This window comes from Cupriavidus sp. GW823-FHT07A04, from assembly GCF_058794615.1.
Map to the genome: position 1 here is coordinate 1 of NZ_JBXAHA010000013.1, position 26,454 is coordinate 26,454.

A 26,454-nucleotide genomic window follows, 5' to 3' on the forward strand; every position below is an offset into this window, starting at 1 on the left:
CGTGTGAAAGTAGGTAATCGCCAGGCTCTCCCTTGAAACCCCTCAGTACGAAAGTACTGGGGGGTTTTGCTTTTGCGGCTGGGGTTTCGCGGCAGTGATTTTACGGCTGCGATTTGCGGCAACGATTTTGCGCGATCACGTTTGCCAAATGAAATGTGAATCGCGGAGCGCGAAACCCAACACCCCGCGATTCAGGCCCGGCCTCAAGCCTTCTTCAACTGCTCCCGGATCGGCAGCGCGCGGATGCGCTTGCCGGTAGCTGCAAAGATCGCATTGCACAGCGCAGGCGCGATGGTCGGCATGGCCGGCTCACCAACGCCGCCAAGCGGTGCATCGAACCTGCCCGGCACCAGATGCACATGGATCTGGCGCGGCGCCGAGGGCGCGCGCATCACCTCGTACTGGTGGAAGTTGTCCTGCTGGGCGCGCCCGTCCTTGAAGGTGATCTCGCCCGTGGTGGCCAGGCTGATGCCCATGATGCAGGCGCCTTCCACCTGTGAGCGGATGCGGTCCGGGTTGACCTGGGCGCCGCAGTCCACCGCCATGTCGATGCGCGGCACGCTGATGCTGCCGTCATCGGCCACCACCACTTCGACCACTGCCGCCACGTAGGTCACGAAGCTGTAGCAGACAGCCAGCCCCAGCCCGCGTCCCTTCGGCAGCGTCTTGCCCCAGCCAGCTTCGTGCGTGGCCAGTTCAATCACGCCGCGCAGGCGGCCGATATCAAGCGGATACTGCTGTGGCGATTCGCCGTAGTTCCAGGTATCGGACAGCTGCGTCGGGTCGATGCGCCGGTCCGGGCCGAGCAGCGCCAGCAGGTAGTCGCGATGATCGTGCCCGGCTGCCGTCGCCAGTTCGGCCGCGAACGATTGCACTGCGAAGGCGTGGGGGATGTTGGACACCGAGCGGAACCAGCCGATGCGGGTGTGCGCCTCCACTTCGGGGTTTTCCACGCGCACGTTCGGGATGTCGAATGGCATGTTCACCGCCGACATGCCAAGCTCGAACGTGGCTTCGTTCTTGGCGCCGGCCACGAAGGTCGACGTGATGGTGGAGGCGGCGGTGCGATGCAGCCACGCCTGCGTCTTGCCGTCGGCGCCGAGCATGGCTTCCATGTGCTCGACGGAGACGGTGTGGAAGTAGTCGTGATGCAGGTCGTCGTCGCGCGTCCAGGTTACCTTGACCGGCTTGCCGCCCATGGCCTTGGACAGCAGCGCGGCCTCGGCGGCGAAGTCCGGCTTGGACTTGCGGCCAAAGCCGCCGCCCAGCAGCGTCACGTGCACCGTGACGTCCTCCGGTTTCAGGCCGAGATGCCCGGCCACGGTTTCGCGCGTGGCCTGCGGCGCCTGCACCGACGTCCAGACTTCGCACTTGCCATCGGCGATGCGCGCCGTGGCAACCGGCGGCTCCATCGTGGCGTGCGCGATATGCGGCAGGTAATACTGCGCGGTGATGCGCTTGCCGGGGCCCGACAGGGCGGCCATCGTGTCGCCCTGGTTGCGCACCACCTTGCCGGGCTGGCTTGCGGCCTTTTCCATCGCGGCACGGAACGCACCGGACTCGTAGCTGGCGTTGGGGCCATCGTCCCAGCGCAGCTTCAGCGCCTCGCGGCCCTTGATGGCCGACCAGGTATTGGTGGCGATCACCGCCACGCCGCCCAGTGGGTTGAACATGGCGGGCACGGGGCTGCCGGCCAGTTCCACCACCTTGATCACGCCGGGCACCTTCATCGCCTGCGTGGAGTCAACGCCGGCGAGCTTGCCGCCGAACACCGGCGGGCGCGCGATGACGGCGTACAGCATGCCGTCGAGCCGCACGTCGATGCCGTACTGCGCGCGGCCAGTGGCAATGTCGTGGCCATCGATGCTGCGCGTGCTGTCCTTGCCGATATAGCGGAATTGGGCCGGATCCTTCAGCCTGAGGCTGGCGGCCGCCGGCACGGGCAGGCGCGCGGCATCCTTTGCCAGCGCACCAAAGCCAAGGCTCTTGCCGCTCGGCACGTGGACCACCGCGTGGTTGCGCGCCTGGACTTCGCTTACCGGCACATTCCAGCGGGCGGCGGCAGCAGCTTCCAGCATCATCCGCGCACTTGCGCCTACGCGCCGCATGGGCTCGAAGAAATGCCGCACGCTGCGCGAGCCGTCGGTGTTCTGGTTGCCGTAGCGGATTTCATCGCCGGGCGCCTGCACCACCAGCACCTGCGCCCAGTCGGCTTCGAGCTCGTCGGCCACCACCATCGGCAGGCTGGTGCGCACGCCTTGCCCCATCTCGGAGCGGTGGCAGACGATGCTTACCTTGCCATCTTCGGCAATGGAGAGGAACACCAGCGGGCTATCCACGGCGCCGCCAGGCATGCCGTCGCGGCCGTACTTCTTGGGCTCATCCGCTGCCAGCACGATGCCGTCCAGGCCAACAGTCAACGTCAGGCCGGCGAGGGCGCCCATGCTCTTGAGCCAGGTGCGGCGCCCGGCAGATTGCAGCGTGCTCATTTGGCGCTCCTCTTGCCCGTCGGCTGGGCAGACGGCTTTGCAGCCACGTTCGATTTAGCAACGTGCTGGATGGCGGCGCGGATGCGCGTATAGGTGCCGCAGCGGCAGATGTTGCCGCTCATGGCCCCGTCGATGTCTTCTTCGCTCGGGTGCGGGTTGGTGTGCAGCAGCGCGGTGGCAGACATCAACTGCCCCGCCTGGCAGTAGCCGCACTGCGGCACGCCGAATTCCTCCCACGCTGCCTGCAAGGCCTGCCCGATCTTGTCGGCCGACAAGCCCTCGATGGTGGTGATCTTCTTGCCGGCTACTGCCGAGATCGGGGTCACGCAGGAGCGGATCGGCTGGCCGTCCAGATGCATGGTGCAGGCGCCGCACAGGGCCATGCCGCAGCCAAACTTGGTGCCGGTCAGGCCGAGGTGATCGCGTACCGCCCATAGCAGCGGGGCGTCATCGGGCAGGTCGATCTTCTGCGGCTTACCGTTGATCGTGATGGTTCTCATGTTTTTTTGTGGGGGTGGTGCAACGGGGACGAGGGCTGGCGGACGAGCCAGGTGCCTGCGCTGCTTTGCGCAAAGCGCATTGTGATGCCGGCGGCTGGTACTGGGGAATGGCGTTGGCGGGATTTGTTAATTCCACAAACTGGAATGATGGCACTGCGGAGAACACTCTCGCGCCATCTATACGGCGATTGTCGACAATCGGAATGCGGCTGCCAGAGCCTATGGACCGGCAATCCGACGGTAGAATCCGACTAGCATTCCGCTGACACGATCTGGAGATTGCCGATGGTTCGCCTGCTGATGCTCTTGCTTGGCGTGGATTACTTGCGTATGCGATGGCGCACGCTGGCTTGGGCCGGATCCATCAGCGTGATCACCGGGGGTGCACTGTTTATCGACGCACTCGATGGCCGGCTCGATTTCCCGATCGAGCCGTTTGCATGGCTGCTGTTGCTCGAAGGGCTGGCTACCATGGCGGTGGCGTGGACCGGAATGGGCGGCCAGCGCACGCTGCGCTATGTCAAGGGTATGGCGTTCAGCGTGGCGGCGATCCTCGTGCTGGCCGGCCATCACCATGGCCACATGATCCTGTCGCTGTTGTTCGGCCTGCTGTTTCTGGCCGACGGACTGCTGCAGGTGGCATCGGCACGCCTGGTGCGCTTTCGTACGTGGCGGCTGGCGATGGCAGGTGGCATCGTCGAGATTGCAGTGGCGATCTTCTTTGTCCAGCCCTACCCCACGCACTACGCGGGCACCGTGCCCTACTGCGTGGGCCTTGGCCTGCTTTTCGGTGGCTGGAACATGCTGCTGCTCGCATCGCGCGTGCGCAGGCTGACCGGAAATCCGGGACTGCCGGGCACATCGGAAGCCGGCTCGGCTGATGATGCGGACCAGCGACTCACGACATGGAGCGGCCCGCCCGCAGCCAACGAACACGCGTTGACCGTGCACGTCTGGACGCCGGTGGGATCGGCAAAGACCGAAGCGCGCCGCCAGCCGATCATCGACCGCTATATCGCCGCGGTGGACCAAAATGGCGTGATCTCCACCGGCCACGCGGCACTGGAATCGCCAGAAGGCGTCTACATCAGCCTCTACCCGGCGGTCGAGATCGACCGCGCGCCCGACGATTTCACCCGACTGCTGCGCGCCACGCGCGAGAACGACGTACCTGGCACTTTCCAACCCGACTATCCGACCGAATCGAAAGCGTGGTGTCCGTCGACGGTGCAGGTGCGCATCCGCAACTACGACGCGCAGCGCCTGCGCGAATTCTGGGATGCCTATCAGCGTGACACCACGTACAACCTGACCCACCGCAACTGCTCAAGTACAGTGGCACGGGCGCTCGATGCCGCGCTGGAAGGCGCCGGCGCGCGCGTATGGACGCGGCTGGACGGGTGGTGGCCGTTGTTCCGCCTGGTACTGACTCCTGAACTATGGGTCGCGGCGCATCTACGCAAGCGCGCCGCGACGATGGCGTGGACGCCGGGCCTGACCCTCGACTACGCGCGCGCCATGAGCATGCTGGCCGATCCGCGTCCCTTCGCCTGGGCCACGTTCATCGGCACGCTGAAGCGGCGCAGTTCCGCCAGCCCGGCGGACGATCGAGACGCCTAGGAGCTGGCGACGGCGGAGCCAACTATAGCTTCGGACGCGTCACCCCCCCTTCCGGTGCCGAAATTCGTCTGGTGGCAGGCCCATCAGGCGATGGAACATAGCGATGAACGCTGATGCGCTGCCGTAACCGAGGCGGGATGCAATCTCCTCGACCGTGTGCGATGCATTTAGCAAAGGTATCGCTTTAACAACCCGTAGCCGTTGCCTCCATTCGGCCAATGACATACCTAGATTTTTCCGGGCGCGCCGTGCTAGCGTCCGTTCGGTCGTTTTGGCCAGCTCAGCGAGCGCGGGCAGTTGGGGAGTATCACCAGGAGCATTTTCCAGGAGTCGGAGGATAGGTTCTAGCAGTGGGTCGGTTGTGTACTGGAGGTAACTGCCATCGCCTTGCTATGATGCGGGAACGCCCCGCGGACTCTACAGCCACGGGGCTGTTTCCTGTGCCGGGACCGTCAGCTTGCGCTGCTGTCCCGGCGCCGTTCAATGCAGATACGGCAGTACCTTGGTGTGCTCGGCCTGCACCGCCTGCAGCTCGTGCGGCTTGAGTCCAAGCAAAGCGAGGATGGTCGGCGCGATCTGGTTGGTCTGGACCGGTTCGTCGACGATGTTCTGGTCGATGCCTGCACCCCACACAACGATGGGTACGTGACGGTCCTGCTTGGCATCACCGCCGTGTTCGGCGATCTTCGACAGTTTGCCGCCGGCCCAGACGGTACCTTGCTGCGCAATGCCGACGAGATCCGGCGCGCGATCGTCGCCGTGCGCCACGCCGAACAGGTCAGCGGCTTCTTCGCCGGCGTAGATCTTTCTCACCCCTGCCTGGCTGAAGGCCTTGGCGATGGCGTTGCCAGCAGCGTCGGAGCCGAGGCCGTTGCCGGAATAGCCGAGCAGGAAGCTCCTGGCAAAGCTGATCGCGGCGGGGGAACGGTCGTTGAACCACATCAGGATCCCGTCATCGTCGATCGCATGGGCCACCAGATGGGATCTGGACGAGTCCTTGCATGTGGCGGCGTATTTTTCCCAGGCGCAGTTCAGCGCATCGATCATGTCGCCATCGTTGATGATGGTGAGATCGGCGCGGTTCCGCGGGGACTGGCCGTGCTTGGCCGACAGGACTACCACGGTGCTGGTGCGGTCGAGGGCGCCGACCATTGTCGCCAGCTGGTTGTTGACGAAGGTCAGCGCGCTTTGCAGCACCACGCCGGGCGTGGTCCCGTTCATGGTGTAGCCGCCCAGGCCGCCGGCAACCTTGGTGGCGGTGTTGTTCGGATCCGTGTAGTAGCTGGATTTGTTGAGCTTCTGCGCGGTCGACACGGCCTGGAAGTTCATGCCGAAGATGGCGGGGGTGCCCGGTGAGCCGTTGCCGGCATGGTCGTGGCCCTTGATCCAGTTCAGGACGGCTTGTACCTTGAGGCTGTCGTAGCGCTGTGTGTTGGTGTTGTCCTTGGTCCAGTCGTCACCCGGGCCGGCGGGCAGCGACGGATCGGTTACCGAGCTGTTGATTTCGGGGGCAAACAGATCGTCGATACCCTGGCCGGACGGCCCGTTGAGGATCTCGTAGGCGGCGTGCTTGTCCGACCAGGCGGTGCGCAGTCCATGCTTGTGCGCGACCTCGAATATCGTGTTGACCTTGAGATACTGATGCGGATAAACCGGCTGGCAGGTCTGCGCAGAGACCGGCAGCAACGCCGGGTTGATCAGGTCTTGCGGGTGCCCGGTCAGCTGCGAAATCCTGGAAAAATCCGAGTACAGGCCGGGGATGCCTTGCCCGCTGTCCAGCCGGTTCAGGTCTTTCGCAATCACTTCGGCGTAATACACTTCAGCGCCTGGCTTGGTGCTGCGGCAACTGGCTGCCTTGGTGCCGGCCGGCAGCAGGCTGCGGCTGTAGGCGTCGTCGTAGTAGATGCCGGTGGTCCTGGGGTTGCCACCCGTGGCCTGGCCGACCATGCCGGGGAAAGAGTCCGAGGGGAACGGCGTTTGTGCATTCCGGTAGGCAACGCCATGGCGGACAAGTTGCGCAAGGCTGGAGGCCGGATTTGCGTTGACGAACCAGTCCAGGTCGGCCTGATGCAGGCCATCGACCGAAACCAGCAGCACATGCTTGGCACGCGGCTGACGGGCGTCGTCGTCCGCGCGTGCGGACGTGGCCAGTCCGCATGACAGCGACAGCGCCACGGCCAGGGTAAGCCTTTTTGTTGCTCGCATGATATCTCCTCGAATGACTGCCACAGGGCAGCCGGGAGACGCTATCAACCGCCCATGTCCGATCGGTGTCAGCGAATGGCCGGAGAGGTAACAAATTGTATGGGTGCCTTGAAGCTCCCGGAGTCGGGCATGCCCCGCGTCGGCAAGCCGCGAGGCGAACAAGCGAATCGAGCACGAGGCCGGCGGGCTTTGACGCCGCGGGCATGCCACGACACCGCATCTCAGGCGGTGTCGTGGCGGATGGCCAGTTGCGGGTACGGCATCAGACGTTGGCGCCTTCGGTGAAGACATCGACCTTGCCGCTGCGAGCGCCGTCGGTGTAGGCATCGAAGCTGCGGGCCGGTGTAGCCGAGACGCCGGTGCGATCCAGGCCGGCAACCAGCGCGCCATCGGTGTACGGGTCAAACTTGCCGGCACGTGCGCCATCGGTGTAGGCATCGAAGCCGCGAGCCGGCGAAGCCGAAACCCCCGAGCGGTCCAGGCCGGCGATGCGTGCGCCTTCGGTGAAGGTATCCAGCTTGCCGCTGCGCGCACCGTCGGTGAAGGTGTCGGTGGACCGGAAGTCGTAGCCATACTTGTCGGCGGGGACCGAGGTGCGGAATTCATAGCCGTACTTGTCGCCGGCGAGGGTGTCCTTGGCGGAGGCGGCCTGGGCGGCGCCAATGGCGGCGAGCGACAGCACGAGGGTGGAAGCGAGCTTGAGGGCGAAGGTCTTGGTCATGATGTTCTCCAGTATCTTAAAATTCGTTGAATTTCGTTGATTGTTCGCTGCGACTGCCAGAACGTTGCTTTGTTTGTGCGCGCCGTCCATGTAACGAACTATAGGAGAGTCATCGGCGCGTTAGACTAGTCTTATCCGGATAGTTTATTCAGAATTTTTGAATTAACGTCGGCGGCATCAGGTTGCTGGCAGCGCTCGGCGCTGACAAGGTGCCTTAGCGAGGTCGCTGCTCTGCGCAATGGCACGAGCGCCCCGGCTCGCAAGCCGGATCTCCGGGTTTCCGGCTCCCGCATTTTCCAAGGCGCCCGGCGCGTGTATCCCGCCGTGGCCGGCTCCTGGGGCCATCGTTGCTTTTTTTCCACTTCGGCTTCCTGTAGAAAGTCACGTTAGACTGGTCCCACTGTTTGATCGGGCACGTTTCAACTGGTGCACGATTTCGGCTGAAACGCGCAAGGCCAGCGGTGAGAGTCACATGGGCAACTGTTTGACGTCGAGGGCGGTGAATCATGGCATTTACATACACGCTGATTGATCTCGCTGGTTCCATAGCGCTGCTGCTGTTGGGCACCCAAATGGTTCAAACCGGTCTGCAGCGCGCCTTCGGCGCCGGCCTTCGGTCCCTCCTGGGTCGGGCGCTAAGCGGGCGATTCCGCGCCTTTCTCGGTGGAATGGGTGTCACGGCGATATTGCAAAGCAGTACGGCGACCGGACTCATGACTGCCGGCTTTGCTGCCGAGGGGCTCGCCGAGCTTGTCCCCGCCCTTGCCGTCATGCTCGGCGCAAACGTCGGCGCGACTTTTCTCGTGCAAGCGCTGTCCTTTGAGGTCGCGGCAGTCTCACCTGCGCTGATCCTGGTTGGTGTGCTGATGTTCCGCAAGGTATCGAACACGCGTGCGCACGATCTGGGCCGCATGTTCATTGGTTTGGGCTTGATGCTGCTCGCGCTGAACCAGCTGCTGATGTTGATGACGGATTATGAGGATGCCCCCAATCTTCGCATGCTGCTGGGCGCCGCATCCACCGTACCGGTGGTCGATGTTCTGCTGGCCGTCGGCTTGACCTGGGCCGCAAATTCGAATGTGGCGATCGTTCTGCTCGTCACGGCGCTTTGCGCAAAGAACGTGGTCCCGCCGGATACCGCTTTTGCACTGGTATTGGGTGCGAACCTCGGCACCGCGATCAACCCCGTGCTGGCAGCAACCACGCCGAGCGATCCGGCATCAAGGCGACTACAGGTTGGAAACCTGCTCATGCGCGCGGTCGGCGTCGCGGTGGCACTCGCTGCGCTCGGGCCAATAGGCCGGTTCATGGTCACGATCGAACCTGACAATGCGCGTGTGGTTGCCGATTTTCATACGCTATTCAACCTGGCTCTCGCCTGCCTGTTCCTGCCGTTGCTTTCCGTCTACGCGGCCCTGCTAAGGCGGCTGATGCCGCCGCTTGTGGAGGTCTCCGACGCATCACCGCCACTTCACCTCGATCCGGCTGCGAGGCGGATTCCGATGATGGCGCGCGGCAACGTGGCGCGCCTGGCTGATGTCCTCGGCGAGATGCTGTCGGGTCCCCGCGACGCGTCGGTTGAACGCGACCGAAAACGCATCGCGGAGGTCGGTCAGCGTGACGACATCCTGGATAGCCTGCATGGCACGACCGGGCCGCACCTGAGGTCTCTCGATCCCGAGCATTTCGTGGAGAACGACCTTCCGCGCTTGAGCCAGAGAAGATACGCGGCGTATGGCGAAGAGAGCATTGAATTCAAGATCAAGGAACACCGAGGCTACACGCTCGAACACGTTGGCGCATTTGGCAAGCCGCAGACATTTTACCCCGCGAAGTCACTGTGGCTCACTTTGCAGGATCTCCAGGTCGTCCAAGAACTAGAGCCAGCTGGAGGTGCAACGCAATCGACGCTCGCTACCTACATCCACGGGACCGCGCGCTTCGACGACAGTCGCTTGTCCATTATTGGTGAATCCGAGAACGGCACGCGTACGGTCCAGATCTCCTTCGCAGCCCGCGAAATCGGCGTGGCGGACCAGCAAGGCCTTCGTGAATGGCAAGAAGCGCTTGGCATTACCTTCTCCGACGCGCCGCTTGGCACAGCAAGGCTCGGCTATAACCGCTCTGACCGCGAGATGCAGGAGCCGGACCAGTGGTGGGCGTCGTGCCACGTGCCAGAAAGCAGCCTGCAAGCGCTTTGCGAGGGCGTTGAGAGCGGCCGGCTCACCGCCGTTAAGGTCGGGCTATGCCTGCGCAACATTTACATGTCCGACCAGGGTATGGCTGCGCTGCCAGGGGAGGCATGCCTGTTCCTTAGACCCGGCAAGAGCGATAACACCGTGGAGTCGCCGGAAATCGCAAGCGGATATGTTGTTCATCTCTCGCTGGATCTGTCGAAAGTCAGCTTGCGCCGGCTCGAAGAAGAACAGGGTTCGCACGAGGTGCCGCCGCTTCAAGAGCAGATAAACACTACTGGGACAGATGCCATTGGCGTACTGGTGGAGAAGCTCGGCAAGCTGGTCGCAAGCTTGAAATGGCTGGCGGCGCTTGTCGCTATCCTGGTTATCGTTTTTGCATTGAAAAACCGATGATCGAGAGCGTGTCGCATATTGCGTAATTGCTCAAGAAGAGCAACCGATGTCTAGGCTCTACGGCTTGAGGAGCGGCATCACCTGCGTCTCAAGTTGCGGCAGGTCGATGGTCGGCTCAGCGTGCCAGCCGTCCCGTTGCAGGATGCCGTTCCGATCGATTACGAACGTGACCGGGATCCGCCATAGGCGGCCAAAAGCCTTCACGTCAGCATCGCCGATAAAGGCCAGCGCAAAGGAGAAGGATTTCATCACCGAAAGTGCTTCCGCCTGATCGCTGGCCTTGTCGATATTGACAGCGATGACGTCCACCCCCAGCTTGTGATTCTTTTCGTAGAACGCCTCAAGCGCGGGCATCTCCTTGCGACACGGCGCGCACCAGCTTGCCCAGAAATTGACAATCGTAACGCGGCCTGCCGCAGTGGCTGGCGTTACGTGCCGCCCGTCCGCGAGCTTGATGTCGAAGGCCGGGACCGGCTCACCGACCTTAAGCTCGCCTGCGATAGCCGGCACCGGCACTGACAACAGGGCGGATAGCAACATTGGCAGCGCGCGCATCATTGACTCCTCGTGGCACTGCCGGAAGGCAGCCTTGCTGCGGGATGCGGACTCAGCGGCGCGAAAACGCCATGCACCACCCGTGAGGACTGATAGGGCCCTCCAGGATCTTGCAGGTGCCAGTATCGGAATCCGGTGCTGTCGAGGGCCTGAATGAACTACAGTCGGAGCACGAATGCCCATCCTTAGGGCTCTCCTGGTAGTGGAGCATCCCCTTCGTCGCGGAAGCGGACTTGGCGGCTGGCGAGTGAATCGCGATCGGAATCAGAGCAATGGATCCGAGCATGATGGTGCCGCGACGAAGCAAGTTTCGGCGGGACAACGGTATGATTTTCTTCACGGTGTTTCCTCCCTGATACAGGCTTAGAACATGAACCACGCATAGAAGAACAGGGTGTTGTTATCCGCTGCGCGTCTGAGCGTCGAATCGTAGTTCGAGTGGCTACCATTGAACTTGGTATAGCCCGTATATTGCAGACCAAAACGCACGTTCATTTGCGGGTCCCAGGCAAATTTAAACTTCGGCCAATAGTTCAGCTCGACGAGATAGCCCGTCGTATCCGGCTTGCCCGTTGTCGTGCCAAACCTGGCGAAATCGGCGTCGCCTGTCACCTTGAATGCACCGGCGGTAATGCCATAGGTGCGGTCGAATAGATAGGTGATCTTCGCTCGGGTCGAACGCAGGCTCGAGCTGGGATTGTCATTGCTCCCGTTGGGAAAGCCGGATCGCCAGTCGGTTTTTTCGTTGATCATGGCAGCCTGCGCGCTGATGATGTGGCGATCATCCTTGCTGAAGAACTGGTATTGGGCATCGAATCCAAGATCGCGAAACCGGTCTGCGGGTGTTCCGCCGCTGTCCGGCACTTCGACCGAGGCAATTGTTCCAAAGTGGCCGATCATGAAACTCTGGTGTTCATCGCCGATGGTATAGGCGATTCGCCAGTACGGATTGGCACCAGAGAGTGAAACTCTTTGACTATCCGGGGTGCCCGCGCGCAAGACAGAGAGTGCCCCTTTTGCCGTTTGATATGAGGTCGCCTCAAGGTATAGGGAATCCAGCACGTGCGCATAGGCACCAATCCCCGCAACCCGGGCACCCGACTCCAGGAACGTTAGTGTGCCTCGGCCCGGGGCTGCGATGCTCGGGCTCCAGTACGGAAAGCTCCAGGCCGGTGCCGTATTGAAAACGTCCTGAACGGTGGGGTTGTTGTGCAATGTCAGGCCGACAATCGTTGGCTTTTCTTCCGACCCGAACATTTTCACCACACGTAGATCCGTATTGTCGAGCGCACTGTGCCCGGCGAACGTCTGGTTATCCGTGGTGCTGATATTGTTATAGGTCCACTGGATGAAAGCACCGGCGTTGTCCGTGATCTTCCCGCCGGAGAACAGGCTGATGGCTTCCGCAACAAACTCGTTGTTCTTGCCGTAGAGCTTATCGCCGGTCGATTTGTCGGTGTTGTCGTTGATGGAGTTGCGCGAGAAGACTGCCATCAGCGCTAGCGGAACCTTCTCGCGTTCACCCAGCGTGTATCCGCCAAGTTTGAATTTCCGTCCGAATGGTGTCAGCTCAGGATAGATCGTGTGACAGGACGCGCAATTCAGGCCGGTTTGCCTGGCAAAAAGCGGATTGGCCTCTGTCCGCGGAATGAAGCCAAAAATGACGATCAGCCAAAGCGCAAGCACGGGGCTTCTAATGACAGCACAGAGGGTCTTCATTGCGGTTCTCCCGTCGGCCTTCCGCTCGGCTTCAGTCTTACAGAAAACTCTAGGTCAGCCACGCGCAGTCGTTAAGGGGGAGATCTACTCCTGCTCGCTTGGGTGCATCCATCCTTCGCTTGGGATAGAGCGCATCGCGAGCGCGCCCTCGCGCGAGGGCGTAACGGGATGGGATGGTTTGCCCTACCACAGCTGTAGGGAACCAACCCATGCCGTATCTCATTGCTCATCTGCACAATGCAGTCTGGGGGATCTCCAGATGCGTGCTCGCGTGTTGCCGCCCTTGCTGAGAGTTGGCTTTTTCATTGCGTCCTTCGCACTGGGCCTGGCTTGCCCGCGCATGGCAAAGGCCCAGATATTCGGCGCCGTCGGTGCCGATGGATCGATCATGCTGACAGACAGACCGGGCAATCCGGCGCTGCACCTGGTTGTCACTTCCAGCGAGCCGCCAGCGCGGGGTGCAAGAAAGGACAATGCCACCGGTGCTTCCGCGACGATGGATTCCGCTCAGTATTCCGAGATCATCGCCGAGGCGAGCCGCGATGCCCGGGTGCCACCGGAGCTGATAACGGCGGTGATCGTGGTCGAATCCGGATACAACCCGAACGCGGTGTCCAAGAAGGGAGCGCGTGGCCTGATGCAGTTGATGCCAGAGACCGCCAGGCGGTTTTCCGCGGGAGACATCCTCAATCCCCGCGACAATGTGTTGGCCGGCGCCAAATACCTGCGCTTTCTCCTGGATCTGTTCAGAGACGATGTTGAGCTGGCACTGGCGGCGTACAACGCGGGAGAGAATGCGGTGATCCGGGCGGGCTATCACATCCCGGCGTATGCGGAAACGCAAAGCTACGTGCCGATGGTGATGGCGCACTACCGGCGCTTGAGCGGTAGCAGGAGCCCCTAGGCAGCGGGTGCGCGCGCATGGCGCTCGGAGCGATTGATAACCCGCTTCTCGCCTCCCGCCGGCGGGCCGGAGGCGCCTGTCGTCCCTATTGCTGAATCGTCGCGCGTTGCATCTGGGCACTGATGAACCCGGCGCTCGCGTTCTTGAGGGCGAGCACTTGCAACTGCTGGCGAATTGCGCCCTTCATCTGATCGAATGTCGGCACCCGGGTCGCACGCTTGGCTTCCAGCTTGACGATCACGCGGACGTTATCGACGGCAATCGGCGCGGGCGTAACGCCGCCGGCGGAGAGTTGCGTCACGGCCTGCGCGACCGCTAGCGGCACACCTTGCGTCTTTCCCTCGGCCGCGGGCGTTTTGAAACTGACCCATGGCATTTCACCACCGTCTTCCTTGCTCGAAGCAATGCTGTACTCGCGCACGAGCGCGTCGAAGGCCGCACCTGAGCGCAATCGTTCAAGCACTTTCGCTGCCGTAGCATCGTCAGCCACGGATAGAATCCGCAGCTTATACTCCTCGTCGCCCATCAAGCCAACGATCTCGTGGTAGCGCGCGTTGACCTGCGCGTCGGTGATCGGCTCGGGATGGATGTTGTCCCGCAAGTAGAGTTCTGTCTCCGCAGCAACCTTGCTGGCATTGACCGCTTCCTGTACCGCCGGCTTCATGCCGTAGTTCTGCTTTTCGGCACCCTGGCGCAAGACCTCGCGCGCAATGAGTTCCTGCTTGAACAGCCGGCGCAGCTCGGGCGTATCCGGCTGACGCGCCGCGCGCATGGCGTCGCCGAGCCGCGCTAGCGGAATTGCCACGCCATTCACGATCGCCAACGTGTCCGTTGGCAAGCTGCCGCCTTCCTTGCTGATGGCCTGCTGGGCGAAAACGGGTGCTGCTTGGCCAAGCGCGAAGGCGATGGAAACGGCGATGACGGTCAAGGCATTCGTTTTCATTTGCATCTCCCGGTTGCGTGTCGTCAACAAGATCGCTGCCGTGGGTCGAGGGATGGCAGCGGCACGCCGCGGCGCTTGATTCCTCCCGGCCTTTGCATTTTGCTGGTGGCCGGTCAAGCTCGCCATGGGTCAACACCCTACAGATGAGGTAGGGCTACCCACCAAGGAGCCGCATCGTACAGGCGATGAATGATGGGGGGCGTGATCCGCACCGCCTTGCATTGGGGGATCTTGCCCATGCCTTTTGGCGTGGATTACCACTGTTCTTGTTACCCGCTTGGCCGAGCATAGTGATAGAAGCCCGGGACTGGCGTCGCCTCGCTTCGCCCCCGGATGTCCCGGGCCGTTATTGAATCGCTGAGGGAGACCATCATGAACAAGCTCACCGCCGCCGCACTTGCTTGCAGCTTGGCGTTCACAGCTGCAGGCGTTCTTGCTGCCGATGACACGGTTGGCGACATCGCCATCAAAAGCCTGATGAATCACGAAGTCACGGCCCAGGAAGGAGCTCCGAGCGATGCGGAGAACAACCGTGGCATGGCTGCGGAGCCGATGAAGGACGAGCCGGCGAGTCCCGACAGCATGAGCGAGCAGCAGATGAAAGACGAGCCGATGAGCCACGACAGCGTGGCCGACGATGGCGCCAGGAATCCGACGGAGCAGTAGTCCGGATCGCTGATGGCGAGGCGCCTGCGCAGCTTGCCCAGATCGTGCCGCTATTCCGGCCCGGCCTTGAACTGGTCATGACGCGAGGCCTTTCTCTCTCGGCACAAGCAGAACACCCAGGCCTTCAGGGACAGCTAGCCCCGTGTGCCAAGCGCCTTGGCGCGTACCGTTGCTTGCCGCACAGAGTGCCGGGCGTCCACGGCATTGCGCGTCAAGCGCCGTTTGGGCCGATGCATGGAACGTCCGCATTCGCTATATGCAGGCCAACCGTGACGTTATTGTATTAGCGGCAATGCATTGAGCTTGTGTTTGAATGGGTTGTGCCGAATACAGCCCTAATCCATCTGGGTGGTGTATCTCCGTGAATTTAGTTCCTAGCCTTGTATTACAGAAAGTTACGAAACGCGAAGACCAGCTGGGAGAGGTCATGATGAGCAAGCGCCGGGAGGGCCGCACCGACCTGCTGCGACATCTCCATGTCAGCGGAGAATCGTGCCGAAGCCATCACCATCTGGCCACCAGGCGTTGTGGGCGCGGCTCCTCGTCAGGTCCCTTGATTCCGAGTGGGTGCTGGCCGGCCAATGCTCCGCGTGCGCGCCACAGCGGCAGCCTAAGGCGTACCTGCATCGTTCAGACCAAGCGCATAGCGAGAATGATCGCGTGACGCAGCACGGTTTCGCGCCCCGTCCCCCGGAGGGCACTTTTTTCATGCCGGCGGCACTTACGGCCGCACATTGTTTCAAGCCATGCTTTATAGGAGATTATCGCTGATTTTGGCAAATCGCAACAATGAATAACAGAAGAAAATAGGGTGGTAAAGGGAGGGGGAAGTGAATATAAAATATAATGTTCTGATCGTCGAAGATCATCACCTTCTACGAAGCGGCCTACGCTCGATGGTATCCGGCATCGGCGAGTTCAATGTCGTCGGTGAGGCGAAAGACGGCAGAGAGGCGTGTCATCTTGCTATCTCATTGAATCCGGACCTGATCCTGATGGATTTATCGATGCCCGGCATGAATGGAATCGATGCGATCTCCGCGATCCGACGCCGAACGCCAGCCGTTCGGATCATTGCGCTCACTGTTCACCAAAGCGACGAGTACGTCCGGGAGGCGCTGCGCGCTGGAGTGGACGGCTACGTCTTGAAGGATTCTTCATTCGAAGACCTGGTTTTTGCGATGCATGCCGTCATGCAGGGCAAGAAGCATCTGAGTTCGGAAATGTATGGAAACCTGGTGGAATCGTTTGTTAGCGGAAATGACCATTTGGCTTCGAATAAGAATGCGTGGGATGTGCTTACGGCCAGGGAACGCAGCGTCCTGAAGCTCGTTGCGGAAGGACGATCCAATAAGCAGGCTGGGCAATACCTGAACCTCAGCCCAAAGACCATCGAGAAGTATCGTGCCAGTCTGATGCATAAGTTAGGGATCACAAATCTGACTGGGCTGGTTCTGATCGCAATCAACATGGGCCTGATCACCTCCCTGGCCAAGCGATACTATGATCCGAATCGCAATGAAGACCCGCCGCTGACGCATGCACATGAAGCGCCCAATGACAGCGCGAGCAGCGCCGATGACGTTCGGGATGGCCAGTCCGGCAGCACCGCCGGAAACGAGGATCGGCTTGGTTGTCCTCGTCGCGACGCTCAAGAGTAGGTTGGTTGGGGTGGGCGGCGTGCATATGGCCGCCCGCACAGCTTGCACAGTTTGCGTGGCAACGAGGTACATGTCCGGACCACAAGCCGATGCAGGGACGTTGTCGTTGTCCCGCGGCGGATCAGGCTCTCCACGTTGCCGAGACGAGGGTCCCGCTGCACTCGCTTGACTGGAGCGAGAAACTTCCGCCATTCGATTCGACCCGCTCTTGCATCCCGATCAGGCCCAGCCCCGAGAAGGACGCGTCGTCGGCCGAAAGGGGAAGCTGCTCGAAGCCGATGCCGTTGTCTTGTATCGTTAGCAGGATGTCGCTTGCGTTGCGTTGCAATGTCACCCTGATCTCGGTCGCCACCGCGTGCTTCACGACGTTGTTCATTGCCTCTTGCGCCACCCGGAACATATCCGCTTTGAGACTGTCCGGAATCTCGTCTTCCCTGACCCGGCAATCGAAGATGACGACAACCTTCCCGCTGCCGCGCTCTATCTGCCTGCACAGGGATGCCAACGCGGGGACCAAGCCCAGATCATCAAGCAGCCTGGGGCGTAGTTCGTTGCAGATCTGGCGCACCTCGCCGATGGTTTCACGGATACGCAGTACCGTGGTATCAAGTAACGCAACGGCCTCCTCGACGTTGCCGCGCTCGATGCGCAGCAGTGAGTCTTCAACCATCAGCTTGATCAATGTCAGTGCCTGCCCGAGGCCATCGTGGAGCTCCGAGGATACCCGCTTGCGCTCTTTCTCCTGTCCGATCATCAGGTGCGTGTAGAGGCGACGAAGGTCCGATTCAGGACGGCTCAGCGCCTCGATGCTGCCATTTTGCAAAATGACGGGTTCCTCGAAGACAACCAGGAACGCGCTGAAATTGCCCTCGCTATCCGCAATGGGTTGTTTGTGCAACAGGATATCGGTGTCCCGGCCTCCTCGTCCGCGCAAGACCGCACCAAAGGAGTGAAACGCACTTGATGCACTGCCGGAGAATCCCTCGCTAACGCGTTTCTGATCGCTGTCCTGAACCAGTTCGACAAGCGATTTGCCTATCAAGTCCGCAATCGAATAGCCAAACATCGCCGCGGCGCTGCTGTTCGCCGACAAAAAACGTCCGCCCGGCGCGAGAATGGCCAGAGCGGTACCGTGAACATCTGTTATCGCGCGCAGGACCCTGTTGCTCGAATCGATCGCGGCCATCATCTTGCGCATTGCATCGGTGACGTTACGCAGTTTCAGATGCTCTCCTCCGTGGGGAGTGCTTGCGCTCATCGGAACTCCTAAAGTGCTGCTGCGGCCGCGGTCCGCGCGAGATGGACGGAAAGCGCCAGTCACCTCCTTACGCAATGGCGATGTCCAGGAACACGGAACGACGCCGCCTAAGGGCATTTCCCTTCAGGTGTGTCTTATTGTATGTACCCGGAAAGCCAAATGCCAATACGGCTCATTGCCGTAGCAATGTGGAGGGTCTCTACCCATGTCGTTCGGCGGGTATCCCTACTTCTTTCCCATCGTTCGCTAGCCAAGAATGAGAAAAAGGCCGCGGCTGGGCCGAGGCGATCGTCCCGAGGGCAGGGGGTTTTCCATGCGCATCGATACGCAACTGAAGAATTTGGGGCGAACCAAGGGCTTCACGCTGCTGGAACTGCTGGTCGTCCTGGTCATCATCGGCTTGCTGGCAGGCCTCGTTGCACCAAAGTACTTCGCTCAACTCGGTAAGTCAAATATCAGCATCGCCAAGGCGCAGATCAGTTCCCTGGGCAAGGCGCTGGACCAGTATCGCCTGGATGTGGGGTCCTACCCGACCACGGAAGAGCGGCTTGAAGCCCTGGTGGCAAAACCACAGAACGAGCCGCGCTGGAGCGGGCCCTACCTGGAGAAGGCCGTGCCGCTGGATCCATGGGGCAGACCCTATCAATACCGCTCGCCAGGCGAGCATGGTGACTACGATCTGGTCTCCTTCGGAAAGGATGGCCAAGTTGGAGGCGATGGCGAGAACGCGGATGTCACGTCCTGGTAAGCGTGCCCTGCCTGCGAAGAGGTAGCGCGCTGGTTGTATGGCCCGACAGGGAGAACGAGGTGAAGTACCTGATGCGCGTCTTTGATACCTGCGGCGAGGTGCAGTCAATCCACATCGACAGCGACTCGCCGGCCAGTGCGGCCGCAACGGCGCGCTCGCGCGGGCTGCGCGTGGTATCGATTCGGCAAAGCGCCGGCGCCAAGCGCGGGCCTGGCCGCTGGACGGCGCTGCAGGTAACGAAGTTCGACGTCGAGTTGTTTGCGAGAGAGCTGGCCGCTTTGCTGGACGCCGGTGTTGGCGTGATCGACGCTTTACGCACGCTGGGCAGCAATGAGGGCCGCGATGCCTCGGCAAGAATCTACCGGCAACTGCTAAGGCAACTGGATGAAGGCCACGCATTGTCCGCCGCGCTCGAGCATGCGGAGGATGTCTTCCCGACGGTCCTGATAGCCTGCGTAAAGGCCAGCGAGCAAACTGGTGGCCTTGCCGAAAGCCTGAAGCGCTATTCGCGCAATAGCGCCACTCTGCGAGAATTGCGTGCCCGGGTGGTTTCCGCGGCCATCTATCCGTCCGTCCTGATGGCAGTTGGCCTGGCCGTGGTTTTCTTCCTGTTGGCTTTTGTCGTCCCGCGTTTCGCGAACCTGCTCGAGAACAGCGGCCGCGAACTTCCGCTGCTGTCGCGATGGCTGATGGCCTGGGGCGGCTTGGTCCACGCGCACGGGTCTTCGCTGGTAGCAGGCTTCGCGGTGATTCTGCTGGGATCGATCGTTGTGCTGCGCCGGCAGGGCGTGCGCGACTGGATTGCCGATCGCATCCTTGCGTTGCCCGGCATCGGCATGCATTTCCGTATCTATCGCCAGTCGCAGTTCTTCAGAACCTCGGCGATGCTGGTCGATGGCGGCATTCCGGTGGTCCAGGCACTCGATCTCGCCCGTGGCCTGATCGGCCGTGGCGACCGCGTGGCGCTCGCCACGGCGATGAATGCCATCCGGAACGGCGGAAAGATGTCCGACGCATTCCAGGATTGCGGGCTGGCAAGCGCGATTACCTATCGATTGCTGACCGTCGCCGAAAAGACCGGCGGCCTGGGCCCCGTGCTCGACAAGATCGCCGGATTCCAGGAGGCAAAGGTGTCACGGGCCATCGACGTGATCTCGCGATTGGTCGAGCCAATGATGATGATCTTCATCGGCGTGGTCATCGGCGGCATTGTTGTCCTGATGTATTTGCCAATTTTTGAAATAGCCTCCAGCCTCCAATAGGTACGTCATGGATCCGAACGGCGCGAATATGGAAAGAGGGAGCGTTCAGTTCCGGGCCACCCTGCGCGAGCTCGGCGAGCGCCACGGCTCCGGGATACGCGCCCTCGAGGCACTGTTTGCACAACAGCCCATGGGTGCCGACGAGGTTCTCGCGCAACTGGCGGCCGAGTTCAGGATGGTCCCGATCAGTATCCGTGAGCTCCATCAGCTTGAGCCGGAGTTTGAAGTCCTTCCCTTTGTCGAGGCGGCGACCAGGCTGTGCGTAGGGTTCCGGCAGGGAGCCGGCCTGCTATTCGTGATCGCCGACCCGCTGGACACGCGTACACGCAGCTGTGTCGATCAACGCATGCGCGCACGCCCTACCGTGCACTACAGTTGGTCGCTGGCCAGCGTTGGCGATCTGACTGCCTACCTGGCCGCACGTGAAAAGGATGTGCGTGCCCTGGACACGCTCGCTTTCGATGACCCGATACAGCGTACCAACGATCCGTCCGCACTGGCCCTGACGCTACAGGGCATCAGCAGCGACGACAGTGCGGTGGTGCGCCTGCTCAATTCGACGATCTACGACGCATTGAAAATGAAGGCCAGCGATATTCACCTTGAATGCCGGGCGAACGGCCTGGTGATCAAATGCCGTGTGGATGGTGTGCTGACGGTGGTCGGCCGGGCGGAAGGGCGAGGCGTCGCCGACCAGGTGCTATCGCGCGTCAAGGTGATCTCGGAGCTTGATATCGCCGAGCGGCGGGTGCCGCAGGATGGTCGCTTCAAGGCCCAATATGCGGGGCGAGACATCGATTTTCGCGTGTCGATCATGCCGAACCTGTTCGGCGAGGATGCCGTTCTTCGCATTCTCGATCGCTACCAGCTATCGCAGGCGTCGGGTGGCTTGACGCTCGAGGCGCTCGGCTTCCAGGAGGCTGATATGCGCTTCATGCGCTCGGTCGCATCGATGCCGTACGGCATGCTGCTTGTGACGGGGCCCACGGGCAGTGGCAAGACCACCACCCTTTACGCAATCCTGACCGAAATCAACGACGGCCTCGACAAGATCGTGACGATTGAAGACCCGGTTGAGTATCAGTTGGGCGACATCCTCCAGATTCCGGTGAACGAAGCGAAGGGGCTGACGTTCGCCCGGGGGCTGCGTTCGATCCTGCGACACGATCCCGACAAGATCATGGTCGGCGAAATCCGCGATCCCGAGACCGCGCAGATCGCCGTGCAGGCGGCGCTCACGGGGCATCAGGTCTTTACGACGGTGCACGCGAACAACGTGTTCGATGTGATCGGCCGCTTCACCAATATGGACGTCGATCCTTATAGCTTTGTGTCCGCATTGAACGGCGTGGTGGCGCAACGCCTGGTTCGCCAATGCTGCGCCGACTGCGCGATCGAGGAGGCGGGAGACGCGGACGCGCTGGCACGCGCCGGGATCGATCCCGAGGTGGCAGCAGGCTTTCGCTTCCGCAGGGGGCTTGGCTGCGCCGCCTGCCGCGGCTCGGGCTATCGTGGGCGACGCGCCATCGCGGAAGCGCTGCGGATGAACGACGAACTGCGCGAACTGCTGTCGGAGCGGGCACCGCTCGGCCGCATCAAGAGCGCGGCGCTGCGCCACGGGATGGAAACCCTGCGCACCGCGGCGGTCCGGCTGATGGCGAAGGGCGAAACGACCCTCGAGGAGATCAATCGTGTCACGATCGTCGAATGATGTCCTCGCAATCGGGCTGGGCACCTGTGCAGCCGCGGTCGGGGTGCGCCCCACAAGGCTGCAGTATCTGCTGCGCCTGGCGCAGCGCGCGCGCCGGGGGGCAAAAGCTGTCGCCGCGCCGCCGTCCCTGCCACCGGTCATCGAGCACGCCAGCATCGCGATGGCCGAGACACAGCATTTCTCCGAGCAAGGAGCGCTCGACGTCCTGCGTCAGGCGTTGGCGCAAGCCCCCGGTGTTCCTGGACGGGCGACAAGATCGAAGCGCCGTGCGTTCATTGTGCTGGATGATTTCTGGGCCAATCACGGGATTCTGCGGGGCGACTTCCGCACCATGCGCGCGCGGGAGGTCGACGATATCGCACGCAGCTATTTCGCGGAGACATTCGGGCTGGATGGTGATGCCATCATGATCCGCACCGTGGTGCAGCGGGGCGGCAGGGCCGTGTTTGCCAGCGCGCTGTCGAGATCGCTGCACGATGGTATCCGCGATGTCAGCACGGCGGCGAGCGTGGAAGTGCAAAGCCTGATGCTCGGGCTGCCTCAGGCGATGAATCGGGCCCGCCACTGCGTTGACGGTAGTGCTTCGATGCTGGTGGTGGTGGCCGAAACCGTACTGCACGCCGTGCTGATGAACCATAGCCGCTGGGTCGCCTATGGCGCGCATCGTCTGTTTGCCGACGATGTCACCGATACATTGCGGCTTGCGGCCATTGCCGAGCAAGTCTTCGAACGGTTCTCGAATACGCGGCGAGAGGACTGCAAGATCTATCTGGGCGGGATCGACCTTGATCCTTCTGCGTTCGAGCAACGGTTCGCCACCGTGCGCTGCCTGCAGGAGATCGTGTCGAGCGCTTCAGCCCCGCTGCGCTTGATGGGGTTCGCGCTATGATGCCGCCGCTCAAGATCGATTTCAGCCGGCGCCCGGCAACACTGGCGCCGAGCGGCGTCGTGCTGCTGGTCTTGGCGGTATTGATGCTGCTGCTCGGCGCCAGGGCTCTGTGGCTCGCGTATCAGGACAACGATCGTGCCCGAACCGAGTTCGGGATAGCAGCGCGCGAAGAGAACGCCAGTAAGCGCCCGCCCAAGACCGCGCCCACGCCTGCCGCCAAATTGGCTGAAAGGCAGGGCGAGGCGATCCTGCGCGAGCTCACGGTGCCATGGCAGAGCCTGCTGTCCATCGTTGAAGATTATCCTGCCCGCGACGTTGCGCTGATCGGTATTGATCAAAGCCCAGCGCAGAGCCAGATCCGCATCACGGCGGAGGCCAAGGATGCCGACGGGATGATTGCGTACCTGAAGTATCTGCAGGGCAGCGTGCTCCTGCATGAGGCGGTGTTGAGCGGTCACCTGATCGAGACCAACGTGCCCGGGACGCCGGTGCGCTTCCAGATCGTCGCAGTGTGGAGAAAGCCATGACGACCCACCGGCTTGCCGATCTGCTGCTGACGCTGCATTTCGAGATGCGGCGCACATTTGGCGTGCCAGGCCTGCTTGGCGCGCTGGCGCTAGGTGTGGCCGCCGCGACATGGACCGCGATTCCCACCGTGGAAGCGCAGACCAGAGGCTTGCTCGACAGCGCACGGCAGGCCCGTGCTGCGAAAGCACGATATCCCGGCGGCGCTGGCCGGGCGCCGGCCGACGTGAATTCCCTGGGCAAGCTGCCGGCTTTGTTCACGACCTTCGCCGAGAGCGGGAACGACATCGCCGTGATCTTCTCCCAGGCGCGTGAGAGCCATCTGACCCTGGGATCGGCACAGTACCAGATCGTTACGGAGCCTGGGGCAGGATTTACGCACTACCAGGTCGTGCTGCCGGTCAAGGACCAGTACGGCACGATTCGCCGTTTTGTTGCATCCGTTCTCAACAGCGTGCCAAACGCCGCGCTGCAGGAGATTCATGTCGAACGGCCAGCGGTGGACGGCAATGTTCTCGAGGCCCGTATCCGCTTCGATCTGATCTATCGGACGAGCCGGCCATGAACAGCGCTTTGGTCAGGAGAATATTGATTGCCGGCACGGGTCTGGCGACCGCCGCATTGATTGGTTGGGACCAGGCGCCGGAGCACCGCGCGCCGGCCGTGGCCTCTGCCATCAGGGCTGCCTATGGGCGCAGCCTGCCGAGCAGGCCAGGCGTTTTGCCCGCCGCCCCTCCGGCTTCGATCGCGCAGGCGCCGCGGCGCACGCAAGCTGCGGCGAGCGAGCCTGCGGCGCGCCCGGTTGCCGAAGTCGCGCCGCGCGAACGGCTTGCGGCGTTGCGTGCGCCGCTGTCGCCAGATACGGGCCACGATCCATTCAGCGTTTCATCCTGGCTTCCCCCGCCTGCGCCACCGGCCCCGCCCGCTCCGGCCCCGCCGCCTCCGGCACCCACGGCGCCGCCGTTGCCGTTTGCCTATGTAGGCGCGCTGGGTGCGGACGTATCGAAGGAGCAAGTGTTCCTGAGCAATGGCGACCGTTTGTTGATCGTATCGCTGGGGGATGTGATTGACGGGCAATACCGCCTTGAGGCGATCACGGCAACAGGTGCGACCTTTACCTATCTGCCGCTTAACGTGAAACAGGTCATGTCCACCCAGGGCGAAGGAAAGTAAATGAAATCCCGGTGCAGATCGGACGCTGCCTGCAGAGTAGAGCGCTGCGACGCGTCCCTCAGGTCAATAGCCGCGTCAGGTTGCACGGCGCCTCGCGCGTCTTATGCCAGCTACCACGCGCGTCGATTCAGTGCGGCCCTGATCGCGATGGTGCTCGGTGGCTGTGCGGTGGAGCCAGGCGCGCTGCGTAACGCAAGCGTTCGCCAGCCCACCGATGCGCAGATACAGCTGAACTACATGCACGAACGCAACGGCCAGATGAATGCGATTCTGGATGAAGTGGATCGGCTGCGAGCCAGCTACCAGTTTCATGAAGCCGTGCTGAAGCTCGATGAGGCGAGCAGGATCGATCCCACCAGCGAGCGAGGGCGGAAGCTGGGCGCGGCGCTACAGATCGATATGCGCGATCTTGTCATCCTGGCGGAGGTCCAGCGGATGCTTGAACGCGGCTCATACGACAGCGCGGCGGAGCGTGTGCGTGAGGTGCTTGCGGAGAATCCGACCAACGTCCAGGCACAGCAGATGATGAGGCTGATCGAAGACAAGCGGCGGCAGCTGCGGGCCGCGCGCGAGGAGAAAAGCGCGGCCGCGTCGATCATGCGTACGCCGGTGACGCTGCAGTTTCGCGACGCGAACGTGCGGATGGTCTTTGAGGCACTGTCGCGCACGTCGGGCTTGAATGTCATCTTTGACCGTGATGTGCGCACCGACCTCAAGACGACGATCTTCGTGACCAACGCCGCGATCGAGGACGCGGTCAATCTGATTTTGTTGCAGAACCAACTGGACAAGAAGGTCCTGAATGCGAACACGCTCTTCATCTATCCAGCCACGCCAAACAAGCAACTGGAGTACCAGGAGCTGAAGGTCCGAACCTTCCAGTTGTCGAACATCGACGCCAAACAGGTGCAGGCCTTGTTGAAGAGCTTGCTGAAGATCAAGGAGATCGTGATCGACGAACATGCCAACACCCTGTCGATTCGCGGAACGCCCGACACCATTCGGCTCGCGGAACAGCTGATCGCCGCACAGGATCTTCCCGAACCCGAGGTCATGCTGGAGGTTCAAGTCCTGGAGGTCTCGCATGAACGGCTGACGGACCTGGGAATTGCATGGCCGAACAGCTTCACGATGGCCACGCCAAGCACGGCGTCCACTTGGGGCGCCCTGCACACGCTGCCGATCAACCAGCTGGTGGTCAGCGGGCTGTCGGCGACGGCGAATTTCAAGCTGACGGATACTGACGCGAACCTGCTTGCGAGTCCTCGCATCCGTACCCGTAACAAGGAAAAAGCAAAGATCCTGATTGGCGACAAGGTGCCGGTGATATCGAGTTCGAGCACCCCGAGCACCAGTGGTCCGTCCTATGCGCAAAATATCCAGTACCTGGATGTCGGTATCAAGCTTGAGGTTGAACCGCAGGTCTACCGCGACGACGATGTCGGCATCAAGATTAGTCTCGAGGTCAGCAACATCACGAAGACAATATCGAGCAGCAACGCGCAGACCGGCCTCAGCTCGCTGGCTTACCAGATCGGCACGCGCAGCGCATCGACCAGCCTGCGTCTCAGGGATGGCGAGACACAGGTGCTCGGCGGCCTGATTTCGGATGCCGACCGCACCACGGCGGACAAGGTGCCTGGCCTGGGCCAGTTGCCGGTGCTCGGGCGCTTGTTTTCGGATCACAACGGCGACCACGTCAAGACGGAAATCGTTTTGCAGATCACCCCGCACATCATCCGTCCTCAACGTGTCGCGGATGCCGATACGCGTGAGATCTGGTCCGGCACCGATGCCAATGTGCGCACCGAGCAGTTGCGTCTCGATCCCGCCAGCGCCCCCGCGCCCGCAGTTGCCGCTCCCATGGCGCCGGTCAAGCCAGGCAGGGTTGGCGGCGGAACCGTGGCACCCGTGGTGCCCGTGGCACCGGCGAGTGTCGGCGGTGCGGCCATTGGAGAGGGAACACCTGCTGCCGCGGGTGGCGGCGCCTCTCCGCCCGCGCCTCCTCCGGTGCCGCCCAGAGGCTCGCTCGGGCAGGCTCCCGCGGCGCCGCGGACAACCCCGCCGGTGGATCCGTATGCGGGGAGGTTCCCGGCGATCCAGGCCGCGCCGGCGGCACCGGCGGCACCGGTGGCGGCGGCGCCTGCTGATGCGAACGCGGTCGTTCCGGACGCGACCGGCACGGCAGGCGCGACGCAGGTGCCTGCACCCGCGGCAGGGCCATTTCCTGCGCCAGCCTCAATCCTGAAGATGCCGCCCGGCGACATGTCCAGCGACAACCCACTCTATCCGGTCCCCAACGGGACGCATTGAC

The 26,454-nt window shown here is 62.2% G+C and carries 23 protein-coding genes; 13 read left to right on the forward strand and 10 right to left on the reverse strand.

Annotated elements, in window-relative coordinates:
• Positions 1-203: 203 nt before the first annotated feature.
• Both AC1Q7Q_RS22450 and AC1Q7Q_RS22455 read right to left on the reverse strand, forming a co-directional pair.
• Positions 204-2,489 (reverse strand): xanthine dehydrogenase family protein molybdopterin-binding subunit, encoded by a 2,286-nt coding sequence (locus AC1Q7Q_RS22450; protein WP_492376756.1) that lies wholly within the window; start codon positions 2,487-2,489, stop codon positions 204-206.
• Positions 2,486-2,989: a (2Fe-2S)-binding protein gene (locus AC1Q7Q_RS22455; protein ID WP_174424795.1), complete on the reverse strand. Its 504-nt coding sequence runs from the start codon at positions 2,987-2,989 to the stop codon at positions 2,486-2,488. The genes AC1Q7Q_RS22450 and AC1Q7Q_RS22455 overlap by 4 nt, the downstream gene beginning before the upstream one ends.
• 285 nt (positions 2,990-3,274) lie before the next feature.
• Between AC1Q7Q_RS22455 and AC1Q7Q_RS22460 the strand changes: the two genes are divergently transcribed.
• A complete protein-coding gene (locus tag AC1Q7Q_RS22460) occupies positions 3,275-4,609 on the forward strand; it encodes an HdeD family acid-resistance protein (RefSeq protein ID WP_492376757.1) in 1,335 nt (444 codons plus the stop codon).
• Between the two features lie 39 nt (positions 4,610-4,648).
• Here AC1Q7Q_RS22460 and AC1Q7Q_RS22465 read toward each other — a convergent pair whose 3' ends face one another.
• The 3 genes from AC1Q7Q_RS22465 to AC1Q7Q_RS22475 all read right to left on the reverse strand — a co-directional run bounded on the left by AC1Q7Q_RS22465 (position 4,649) and on the right by AC1Q7Q_RS22475 (position 7,535).
• Positions 4,649-4,960 (reverse strand): helix-turn-helix domain-containing protein, encoded by a 312-nt coding sequence (locus AC1Q7Q_RS22465; RefSeq protein WP_492376759.1) that lies wholly within the window; start codon positions 4,958-4,960, stop codon positions 4,649-4,651.
• Between the two features lie 129 nt (positions 4,961-5,089).
• A complete protein-coding gene (locus AC1Q7Q_RS22470; RefSeq protein ID WP_492376758.1) occupies positions 5,090-6,814 on the reverse strand; it encodes an alkaline phosphatase family protein in 1,725 nt (574 codons plus the stop codon).
• A gap of 262 nt (positions 6,815-7,076) precedes the next feature.
• Positions 7,077-7,535, reverse strand: coding sequence for a hypothetical protein (locus tag AC1Q7Q_RS22475; protein ID WP_492387214.1), 459 nt, complete (start codon positions 7,533-7,535; stop codon positions 7,077-7,079).
• Between the two features lie 506 nt (positions 7,536-8,041).
• Here AC1Q7Q_RS22475 and AC1Q7Q_RS22480 point away from each other — a divergent pair.
• Positions 8,042-10,126 (forward strand): Na/Pi cotransporter family protein, encoded by a 2,085-nt coding sequence (locus AC1Q7Q_RS22480; protein ID WP_492376461.1) that lies wholly within the window; start codon positions 8,042-8,044, stop codon positions 10,124-10,126.
• Positions 10,127-10,183: 57 nt separating this feature from the next.
• Here the strand turns inward: AC1Q7Q_RS22480 and AC1Q7Q_RS22485 are convergent, their stop codons facing one another.
• The 3 genes from AC1Q7Q_RS22485 to AC1Q7Q_RS22495 form a co-directional block, all read right to left on the reverse strand.
• The gene (locus AC1Q7Q_RS22485; protein WP_492376460.1) at positions 10,184-10,684 is read right to left on the reverse strand and encodes a TlpA family protein disulfide reductase; all 501 of its coding nucleotides are present in this window, start codon (positions 10,682-10,684) and stop codon (positions 10,184-10,186) included.
• A 49-nt stretch (positions 10,685-10,733) separates the two neighbouring features.
• On the reverse strand, positions 10,734-10,967 hold the full coding sequence (locus tag AC1Q7Q_RS22490) for a high-potential iron-sulfur protein (RefSeq protein WP_492387220.1): 234 nt from the start codon (positions 10,965-10,967) through the stop codon (positions 10,734-10,736).
• 77 nt (positions 10,968-11,044) lie between these two features.
• Complete coding sequence (locus AC1Q7Q_RS22495; RefSeq protein ID WP_492376459.1) at positions 11,045-12,400, reverse strand: cytochrome C; 1,356 nt, start codon at positions 12,398-12,400, stop codon at positions 11,045-11,047.
• A 259-nt stretch (positions 12,401-12,659) separates the two neighbouring features.
• On the opposite strand from AC1Q7Q_RS22495, the gene AC1Q7Q_RS22500 reads away from it, so the two are divergent.
• Positions 12,660-13,304, forward strand: coding sequence for a lytic transglycosylase domain-containing protein (locus tag AC1Q7Q_RS22500; protein ID WP_492376458.1), 645 nt, complete (start codon positions 12,660-12,662; stop codon positions 13,302-13,304).
• 85 nt (positions 13,305-13,389) lie between these two features.
• On the opposite strand, the gene AC1Q7Q_RS22505 is transcribed toward AC1Q7Q_RS22500, so the two are convergent.
• Positions 13,390-14,247, reverse strand: coding sequence for a peptidylprolyl isomerase (locus AC1Q7Q_RS22505; protein ID WP_492376457.1), 858 nt, complete (start codon positions 14,245-14,247; stop codon positions 13,390-13,392).
• A 372-nt stretch (positions 14,248-14,619) separates the two neighbouring features.
• On the opposite strand from AC1Q7Q_RS22505, the gene AC1Q7Q_RS22510 reads away from it, so the two are divergent.
• Together AC1Q7Q_RS22510 and AC1Q7Q_RS22515 are read left to right on the forward strand one after the other, a co-directional pair.
• Positions 14,620-14,913, forward strand: coding sequence for a hypothetical protein (locus AC1Q7Q_RS22510; RefSeq protein ID WP_492376456.1), 294 nt, complete (start codon positions 14,620-14,622; stop codon positions 14,911-14,913).
• A gap of 830 nt (positions 14,914-15,743) precedes the next feature.
• Positions 15,744-16,574 carry a response regulator gene (locus AC1Q7Q_RS22515; RefSeq protein ID WP_492376455.1) on the forward strand — a complete coding sequence of 277 codons (831 nt, stop codon included), beginning with the start codon at positions 15,744-15,746 and terminating at the stop codon, positions 16,572-16,574.
• A gap of 121 nt (positions 16,575-16,695) precedes the next feature.
• Here the strand turns inward: AC1Q7Q_RS22515 and AC1Q7Q_RS22520 are convergent, their stop codons facing one another.
• Positions 16,696-17,832 carry a PAS domain-containing sensor histidine kinase gene (locus tag AC1Q7Q_RS22520; RefSeq protein WP_492376454.1) on the reverse strand — a complete coding sequence of 379 codons (1,137 nt, stop codon included), beginning with the start codon at positions 17,830-17,832 and terminating at the stop codon, positions 16,696-16,698.
• Positions 17,833-18,145: 313 nt separating this feature from the next.
• Between AC1Q7Q_RS22520 and gspG the strand changes: the two genes are divergently transcribed.
• The 8 genes from gspG to AC1Q7Q_RS22560 are packed head-to-tail and all read left to right on the forward strand — an operon-like array spanning position 18,146 to position 26,453.
• On the forward strand, positions 18,146-18,580 hold the full coding sequence (gene gspG, locus AC1Q7Q_RS22525; RefSeq protein WP_492376453.1) for a type II secretion system major pseudopilin GspG: 435 nt from the start codon (positions 18,146-18,148) through the stop codon (positions 18,578-18,580).
• A 59-nt stretch (positions 18,581-18,639) separates the two neighbouring features.
• Positions 18,640-19,842 (forward strand): type II secretion system F family protein, encoded by a 1,203-nt coding sequence (locus AC1Q7Q_RS22530; RefSeq protein WP_492376452.1) that lies wholly within the window; start codon positions 18,640-18,642, stop codon positions 19,840-19,842.
• A gap of 7 nt (positions 19,843-19,849) precedes the next feature.
• Positions 19,850-21,553, forward strand: coding sequence for a GspE/PulE family protein (locus tag AC1Q7Q_RS22535; protein WP_492376451.1), 1,704 nt, complete (start codon positions 19,850-19,852; stop codon positions 21,551-21,553).
• Positions 21,534-22,442: a hypothetical protein gene (locus tag AC1Q7Q_RS22540; RefSeq protein WP_492376450.1), complete on the forward strand. Its 909-nt coding sequence runs from the start codon at positions 21,534-21,536 to the stop codon at positions 22,440-22,442. Before AC1Q7Q_RS22535 ends, AC1Q7Q_RS22540 begins: the two co-directional genes overlap by 20 nt.
• Complete coding sequence (locus tag AC1Q7Q_RS22545) at positions 22,439-22,969, forward strand: hypothetical protein (protein ID WP_492376449.1); 531 nt, start codon at positions 22,439-22,441, stop codon at positions 22,967-22,969. The genes AC1Q7Q_RS22540 and AC1Q7Q_RS22545 overlap by 4 nt, the downstream gene beginning before the upstream one ends.
• On the forward strand, positions 22,966-23,532 hold the full coding sequence (locus tag AC1Q7Q_RS22550) for a hypothetical protein (RefSeq protein ID WP_492376448.1): 567 nt from the start codon (positions 22,966-22,968) through the stop codon (positions 23,530-23,532). The genes AC1Q7Q_RS22545 and AC1Q7Q_RS22550 overlap by 4 nt, the downstream gene beginning before the upstream one ends.
• Positions 23,529-24,140 carry a hypothetical protein gene (locus AC1Q7Q_RS22555; RefSeq protein ID WP_492387215.1) on the forward strand — a complete coding sequence of 204 codons (612 nt, stop codon included), beginning with the start codon at positions 23,529-23,531 and terminating at the stop codon, positions 24,138-24,140. The genes AC1Q7Q_RS22550 and AC1Q7Q_RS22555 overlap by 4 nt, the downstream gene beginning before the upstream one ends.
• On the forward strand, positions 24,141-26,453 hold the full coding sequence (locus tag AC1Q7Q_RS22560) for a secretin GspD/PilQ domain-containing protein (RefSeq protein ID WP_492370958.1): 2,313 nt from the start codon (positions 24,141-24,143) through the stop codon (positions 26,451-26,453).
• The last annotated feature ends 1 nt before the right edge of the window (position 26,454 follow it).

What these genes read in the sequence shown, in the direction of transcription:
- AC1Q7Q_RS22450 (WP_492376756.1), bottom strand. Translation starts at nt 2,489, where the DNA reads ATGAGCACGCTGCAATCTGCCGGGCGCCGCACCTGGCTCAAGAGCATG.
- AC1Q7Q_RS22455 (WP_174424795.1), bottom strand. Translation starts at nt 2,989, where the DNA reads ATGAGAACCATCACGATCAACGGTAAGCCGCAGAAGATCGACCTGCCC.
- AC1Q7Q_RS22460 (WP_492376757.1), top strand. Translation starts at nt 3,275, where the DNA reads ATGGTTCGCCTGCTGATGCTCTTGCTTGGCGTGGATTACTTGCGTATG.
- AC1Q7Q_RS22470 (WP_492376758.1), bottom strand. Translation starts at nt 6,814, where the DNA reads ATGCGAGCAACAAAAAGGCTTACCCTGGCCGTGGCGCTGTCGCTGTCA.
- AC1Q7Q_RS22475 (WP_492387214.1), bottom strand. Translation starts at nt 7,535, where the DNA reads ATGACCAAGACCTTCGCCCTCAAGCTCGCTTCCACCCTCGTGCTGTCG.
- AC1Q7Q_RS22480 (WP_492376461.1), top strand. Translation starts at nt 8,042, where the DNA reads ATGGCATTTACATACACGCTGATTGATCTCGCTGGTTCCATAGCGCTG.
- AC1Q7Q_RS22485 (WP_492376460.1), bottom strand. Translation starts at nt 10,684, where the DNA reads ATGATGCGCGCGCTGCCAATGTTGCTATCCGCCCTGTTGTCAGTGCCG.
- AC1Q7Q_RS22490 (WP_492387220.1), bottom strand. Translation starts at nt 10,967, where the DNA reads ATGCTCGGATCCATTGCTCTGATTCCGATCGCGATTCACTCGCCAGCC.
- AC1Q7Q_RS22495 (WP_492376459.1), bottom strand. Translation starts at nt 12,400, where the DNA reads ATGAAGACCCTCTGTGCTGTCATTAGAAGCCCCGTGCTTGCGCTTTGG.
- AC1Q7Q_RS22500 (WP_492376458.1), top strand. Translation starts at nt 12,660, where the DNA reads ATGCGTGCTCGCGTGTTGCCGCCCTTGCTGAGAGTTGGCTTTTTCATT.
- AC1Q7Q_RS22505 (WP_492376457.1), bottom strand. Translation starts at nt 14,247, where the DNA reads ATGAAAACGAATGCCTTGACCGTCATCGCCGTTTCCATCGCCTTCGCG.
- AC1Q7Q_RS22510 (WP_492376456.1), top strand. Translation starts at nt 14,620, where the DNA reads ATGAACAAGCTCACCGCCGCCGCACTTGCTTGCAGCTTGGCGTTCACA.
- AC1Q7Q_RS22520 (WP_492376454.1), bottom strand. Translation starts at nt 17,832, where the DNA reads ATGAGCGCAAGCACTCCCCACGGAGGAGAGCATCTGAAACTGCGTAAC.
- gspG (WP_492376453.1), top strand. Translation starts at nt 18,146, where the DNA reads ATGCGCATCGATACGCAACTGAAGAATTTGGGGCGAACCAAGGGCTTC.
- AC1Q7Q_RS22535 (WP_492376451.1), top strand. Translation starts at nt 19,850, where the DNA reads ATGGATCCGAACGGCGCGAATATGGAAAGAGGGAGCGTTCAGTTCCGG.
- AC1Q7Q_RS22545 (WP_492376449.1), top strand. Translation starts at nt 22,439, where the DNA reads ATGATGCCGCCGCTCAAGATCGATTTCAGCCGGCGCCCGGCAACACTG.
- AC1Q7Q_RS22550 (WP_492376448.1), top strand. Translation starts at nt 22,966, where the DNA reads ATGACGACCCACCGGCTTGCCGATCTGCTGCTGACGCTGCATTTCGAG.
- AC1Q7Q_RS22555 (WP_492387215.1), top strand. Translation starts at nt 23,529, where the DNA reads ATGAACAGCGCTTTGGTCAGGAGAATATTGATTGCCGGCACGGGTCTG.
- AC1Q7Q_RS22560 (WP_492370958.1), top strand. Translation starts at nt 24,141, where the DNA reads ATGAAATCCCGGTGCAGATCGGACGCTGCCTGCAGAGTAGAGCGCTGC.